The sequence below is a fragment of the Acidobacteriota bacterium genome, assembly GCA_030949985.1.
Classification (GTDB): domain Bacteria; phylum Acidobacteriota; class Polarisedimenticolia; order J045; family J045; genus JALTMS01.
The window spans coordinates 1-5,828 of sequence record JAUZRX010000032.1 but is presented as its reverse complement, the minus strand read 5'-3'; the positions used below and the strand labels follow the sequence as shown (position 1 = coordinate 5,828).

The 5,828-nt window shown below is 66.3% G+C and carries 5 protein-coding genes; all 5 read left to right on the top strand.

What is annotated here, in order from left to right:
- Positions 1-267: 267 nt before the first annotated feature.
- Positions 268-1,980, top strand: coding sequence for a gamma-glutamyltransferase (ggt, locus tag Q9Q40_09390; protein ID MDQ7007434.1), 1,713 nt, complete (start codon positions 268-270; stop codon positions 1,978-1,980).
- 23 nt (positions 1,981-2,003) lie between these two features.
- Complete coding sequence (locus Q9Q40_09385) at positions 2,004-2,390, top strand: DUF302 domain-containing protein (GenBank protein ID MDQ7007433.1); 387 nt, start codon at positions 2,004-2,006, stop codon at positions 2,388-2,390.
- A 5-nt stretch (positions 2,391-2,395) separates the two neighbouring features.
- Entirely contained in the window at positions 2,396-3,544 is a 1,149-nt protein-coding gene (locus Q9Q40_09380; GenBank protein ID MDQ7007432.1) for a cysteine desulfurase family protein, read from the top strand.
- Positions 3,545-3,778: 234 nt separating this feature from the next.
- Positions 3,779-5,236: a DUF2225 domain-containing protein gene (locus Q9Q40_09375; GenBank protein ID MDQ7007431.1), complete on the top strand. Its 1,458-nt coding sequence runs from the start codon at positions 3,779-3,781 to the stop codon at positions 5,234-5,236.
- A gap of 93 nt (positions 5,237-5,329) precedes the next feature.
- Positions 5,330-5,828, top strand: a 499-nt coding sequence (locus tag Q9Q40_09370; GenBank protein MDQ7007430.1) for a tyrosine-protein phosphatase, incomplete at its 3' end; no start/stop codon positions are given.

Sequence of the window (5,828 nt, the reverse complement as noted above, 5' to 3'; positions counted from 1 at the left end):
GCCAATCACTTCGTTCTGCTGGTTTGGCGCGGTTGCTAGAATTCACCACCTGTGACCTCTGGAGCCGATCGGTGGCTTGCCGGCATTCGCCGGATCCCGCCCGCGTAGGATCGATCATGGCGACCCGGGGGCGGTATTCTGGCTACCGGAGGGTAAACTCCCCTTCGAGTGTCGGTGCGGTTGCCCGGCATCGAACACGTGGGCGCGGGGCGGGCGGCTTTCGGAGACGAGGTTTCTGCGATGGGCCATCAAGGAAGAGCGAGGGGAATGGCACTTTGGGCGCTGGCGGCGCTCCTGCTGGTGCCGGGATGCGGCGACGCAGGGGCACCGACTGCGCCGGTGACCCTGGAGCGGGGGGCCGTGGCGAGTTCCTACCCGTTGGCGGCGGAGATCGGCCGGCAGGTGCTCGAGCGGGGGGGCAACGCCGTCGACGCTGCGGTGGCGGTGCATTTCGCTCTGGCCGTTTGCTTTCCCAACGCGGGCAACATCGGCGGCGGTGGTTTCATGCTGATCCACTTGCCCGGCGGCGGCGTCGAGGCTCTTGACTACCGCGAAACCGCCCCCGCCGGCGCCGAGGAGGCCCTTTTCCAGGACAGCGCAGGAAACGTGGTGGCGGGGCTCAGCCTTCACTCGCACCTGGCGGCAGGCGTTCCGGGGTCGGTGCGCGGCATGTGGGCGGCCCATCGGCGCTACGGCTCGCGGCCCTGGGCGGAGTTGCTCGAGCCGGCGATCGACATCGCAGAGAGGGGATTCGAGATCGACGCATGGTCCGCCGCTTCCCTCGAGCGCGCCCGAGCCGCCTTCAAGAGGTTGCCGGCCGTCTACCGCCGGCTGAACAACTTCGTGGACTATTTCGGAGTGACCCGTGGACAGGTGCTGCGGCAACCCGAACTGGCGGCCACCTTGCGGCGCATCGCCGACGAGGGGGCCGCAGACTTTTACGAGGGGCAGACAGCCCGCCTGATCGTCGAGGAAATGCGCCGCGGCGGCGGCCTGATCACCCTCGAGGACCTGGCGGCCTACGAAGCTCGCTGGCGCCGGCCGGTGGAAGGTCGCTTTCGCGATCGGCGCGTCGTTTCCATGCCGCCCCCCTCATCGGGAGGTATCGCCCTGGTCGAGATGCTCAACATGCTCGAGCATTTTCCTGTTCAGCGCTGGCACTCCGCCGAGCAGGTGCACCTGGTGGCGGAGATCGAGAAGCGGGTCTTTGCCGACCGGGCGGCACTGATGGGGGATACCGACTTCTACCCCGTCCCCGTGGCGGGGCTGCTCGACGAGGACTACGCCGCCGCGCGCGCAGCAGAGATCGAATTGGCTCGCAAGAGCGACCCGCAGAGCATCGGGGCGGGCCGGCCCCGGCTGGAAAGCACCGAAACCACCCATTTCTCGGTGGTTGACCGGAACTTGATGGCGGTCAGCAACACCACCACCCTCAACGCTTCCTACGGCAGTGGCATCGTGGTGCGGGGTGCGGGTTTCCTGCTCAACAACGAGATGGATGACTTTTCCGCCAAGCCCGGCGTCCCCAACCTCTTCGGTGTGGTGGGTGGCGAGGCAAACAAGATTGAGGCGGGCAAGAGGATGCTCTCGTCGATGACGCCCACGTTCGTCTTCGATCGGCAGGGGCGACTCGAGCTGGTCCTCGGCAGCCCCGGTGGCCCGACGATCTTCACCACGGTGTTTCAGGTGATTGTGAACGTGGTGGACTACGGAATGAGTCTCGAGGAGGCGGTGGCGGCCCCCCGTTTCCATCACCAGTGGCCGCCGCCGGCTGCCGATCGGGATCCCATTCGCTGTGAAAGCCGGCAGGGCTTCCGCCTGCCGCGGGCCTCCCTCGCCGGGCTGCGGCGCATGGGCTACGCTATCGAGGAGGTTCGGGAAATCGGCGACGTGCAGGCGGTGGGTTTGCGTCGCGGCCGTGCGCTGGCGGTTTCCGATCCTCGGCGGGTCGGCGGTCTACGGCTTTCCGCCGTGCCCTGAAAAGAAGCCAAAAGGAGGCTCTCATGCTGCACGTCATCAAGACCGACAAGACCGTGGACCAGGTCGTGGCCGATCTCGACCGCTCCGTCACCGCACAGGGTTTCGCAGTTTTACACAGCTATGACCTCAAGGAGAAGATGCGGTCGAAGGGCGTGGACTTCACCCGCGAGTGCCGGGTGCTCGAGGTCTGCAACCCGCACCACGCGGCCAAGGTGCTTGGCAGCGACATGCGCGTCAGCATGGCTCTGCCCTGCCGCATCTCGGTCTGGGACGAGGGAGACGGCAAGGCGGTGATCGGCATGATGCTGCCCCGCCAGATGCTCGAGGTCTTCGGTTCCGACGATGCCATGCAGGCCGTGGCCGACGAGGTCGAGTCTGCGATGCTGAAGATGGTGGAGCAGGCGAGCTGAGCGCAGTGCCCGATCCGATCTACCTCGACTACAACGCGACCACTCCCGTCGATGCTCGCGTGGCGGCGGCCATCGAACCCTGGCTGCGGGAGCACTTCGGCAATCCCTCGAGCGGCCACGTCTTCGGTCGCCGGGCGCGGGAGGCGGTGGAACGTGCCCGGGAGCAGGTGGCGGCGTTGATCGGCGCCCGGCCCGACGAGATCGTCTTCACCGCTTCGGGCAGCGAGTCGAACAACATGGTGATTCAGGGGTGTGCCCGCGGGGCTCGTCCCGATCGGGTGCACCTGGTCTGCTCGGCGATCGAACATCCGGCGGTGCTCGAGCCCTGCCTGGCCATGGAGGAGGAGGGGCATCGACTGAGCGTGGTGAAGGTGGACGGGCGGGGGAGGGTGGCTCCGGAGGCGGTGGAGGCGGCGCTGACGGAGGACACCCGCCTGGTTTCTGTGATGCACGCCAACAACGAGGTGGGGACGATTCAGCCGATCGCCGCCATCGCCCGCCTGGCCCACGCCCGCGGTGCTCTTTGTCACACCGATGCGGCCCAATCCCTGGGCAAGATACCCGTGGACGTGGGAGCGCTGGAGGTGGATCTGCTCACTATCGCCGGGCACAAGCTCTACGCGCCCAAGGGTATCGGCGCGCTCTACATCCGCCGGGGTGTGGAACTGGCGCGGTTGATCCACGGAGCGGGCCACGAGGCCGGACGCCGGGCGGGTACCGAGAGCGTGCCGCTGATCGTCGGGCTGGGAGAGGCCTGCCGGTTGGCCGCCGGGCATCTGGACGCCGGCGAGGCGCGACGTCTCGAAACGCTGCGGGAACGCCTCTGGCAGGGTCTGCGGCCCGCAGGCGACCTTCTCCGCCACGGCGCGGCGGAGCAGAGCCTGCCCAACACTCTCAGCGTAGGCTTCCGTGGCATCGAGGCCGATCGTCTGCTCGAGGCCATCGCCCCCGCCGTCGCGGCCTCCGCGGGGGCAGCCTGCCACGCCGCCGGCGTCAGTGTCTCCTGGGTGCTCCACGCCATGGGGGTCGACGCCGAGTGGGCCCGGGGCACCCTGCGCCTGACGGTGGGGCGCCCGACCACGGAAGACGAGGTGGACCGGGCCGCCGAGGCCATCGTGGCAGCCGTCCGGAGGCTTCGGGGAAGCCGCTTTTAGCGCCGATCCTTGTTTTCTCGATCAGCCGATCGCCCCGCACCGGGGGAAGGTCGCTCGCGCCTCGAGGGCGGGGGAAGGTATTGACAGGCCGGGGGCTGGTTTGGGAATATCATGCCGGCAGGATGTCTCGCGGGGGGACTTCGTGGAAAACAACTTCGTGGAAAACAGAGTACGCCCGTTTCCCCGCTTCCGGGCAACGGCTGCGTCCGGGGCCGATGCGAGGAGGGAGCCCGAATGAAACTCCGGCCGGTATTCGCCCTCTTTTTCTTCATCGTCTGCGCGTTTCTCCTGGTTGCGCACGCTCAGGAGGGTGCCGGCATCGAGTGGGAGGTCCTCAACGAAGAGGCGATGACGCTCAATGACGCCGGTCGGTATGACCGTGCTTTCGTAGTGGCTCGAAAGGCGCTTGAAGTCGCCGAGGAAAATGTCGGGAAGGACCATCCCGACGTGGCGACGACCCTCAACATCCTGGCCGGTCTCTACCAGGTCCAAGGCGACTACGCCATGGCCGAGCGCCTCTACGAACGCGCCCTGGCGATCCGGGAAAAGGCGCTGGCCCCCGACCATCCCGATCTGGCCACGAGTCTCAACAACCTGGCCCTGCTCTACCACCTGCGGGGTGACTACGATCAGGCCAAGCGACTCTACAAGCGTTCCCTGGCGATCATCGAAAAGGTGTTCGGCCCCGACTCTTCCCCCGTGGCGTTGGGCCTCAACAACTTGGCCGGTCTCTACGAAACGCAAGGTGAATACGCCGCGGCTGAGCCGCTCTACAGGCGTTCCCTGGCGATCATCGAGAAGATGTCCGGTCCGGAGGATCCCGAGCTGGCCCGGGGCCTCAACAACCTGGCCCTGCTCTACCAGAAGTGGGGCGACTACGTGCAGGCCATGGCACTCTACAAGCGGGCCCTGGCGATCCGGAAGAAGGTCCTGGCGCCCGACCATCCCGACCTGGCCATGAGCCTTCACAATCTGGCCACTCTCTACGAGCAGCAGGGCGGTTATGACGTGGCCGAACCGCTCTACCAGCGTGCTCTGGCGATCTTCGAGAAGGCCTACGGTCCGGATCATCCCGATGTGGCCATGAGTCTCGACAACCTGGCCCTGCTCTATTTCGAGCAGGGTGACTACGCGCGGGCCATGCCGCTCTACGAGCGTGCCGTGGCGATCCGGGAGAAGGTGCTGGGTTCCGATCATCCCCTTGTGGCCATGAGCCTCAACAACCTGGCTAGTTTCTACGAGGAGCAGGGCGACGAAGACAGGGCCAGGGCTTTCTACGAGCGCTCTGTGGCGATTTTCGAAAAGGCCCTGGGCCCCGACCATCCCGACCTGGCCACGAGTCTCAACAATCTGGCCCTGCTCTGCGGCAAACAGGGCGACTACTCGCGGGCCGAGCGACTCTACAAGCGCGCTCTGGCGATCCGGAAGAAGGTCCTGGGCCCCGACCACCCCGATCTGGCCATGAGTCTCCACAACCTGGGCGGTCTCTACTACATGCGGGGTGACTACGCCCAGGCCGAGTCGCTTTTCGAGCGTGCCCTGGCGATGAGGGAGAAGTCGCTCGGCCCCAACCACCCCGCTGTGGCCGCGAGCCTCGAGAGTCTTGCGCTCGTGTATCGATCTACACATCGCGAGGGTCAAGCCGATCGACTGGAGCAACGTGCGGCGATCATTCGTGGCTTCGAACGTTGAGCCGGCCGCGCGGCCGGTCCACTTCGGTGACGGCGGGTGCGTCGCCACGAGATTCGAAACCGACCCGAGTGCTGGAGAGACAGGAAAACGCCCATGTCCGAACTCATTTCCATCGACCAGATGCCTTCCGTGCCGGAAATCGATGTACCCGGTCAGTTGTACTTCTTGCTGCGGAGGCCGGTGCTCGCGGGGATGCGGAAGCCGCATCCAACGTGGCTTCGAACGTACTGGCAGTCGCTGCACGACGCTGGATTGAGAGGGGTGGTCTGCCTTTCGAGCGAGACTCCATCCTACTGCCCCCGCCCTCTGCGGATCGTACATGCCTCAAAGCTGGAAGATCTCGCGCACGGAGGATTCCCGCGGCATCCGGGCGACGAGCTGAGAAAGATCGAGAAGGCGGTCTCGTGTGTCCTGGAAAGGCTCGACGCCGGAGAGGGCGTGGTGGTTCACTGCGTCGGCGGTCGGGGGCGGACGGGCACCGTGCTGGGCTGTGTGCTTCGAGAGCGGGGAGTGTCGGCGAAGGACATCATCGACCACCTCGACACACTGCACAAAAAACGCGGCCGGTCCGGCTGGCCGGAGTCTTCCTGGC

Bases quoted from the DNA above. Each gene is read 5' to 3' on its own strand.
- ggt (MDQ7007434.1), top strand. From the start codon at position 268: ATGGCACTTTGGGCGCTGGCGGCGCTCCTGCTGGTGCCGGGATGCGGC.
- Q9Q40_09385 (MDQ7007433.1), top strand. From the start codon at position 2,004: ATGCTGCACGTCATCAAGACCGACAAGACCGTGGACCAGGTCGTGGCC.
- Q9Q40_09375 (MDQ7007431.1), top strand. From the start codon at position 3,779: ATGAAACTCCGGCCGGTATTCGCCCTCTTTTTCTTCATCGTCTGCGCG.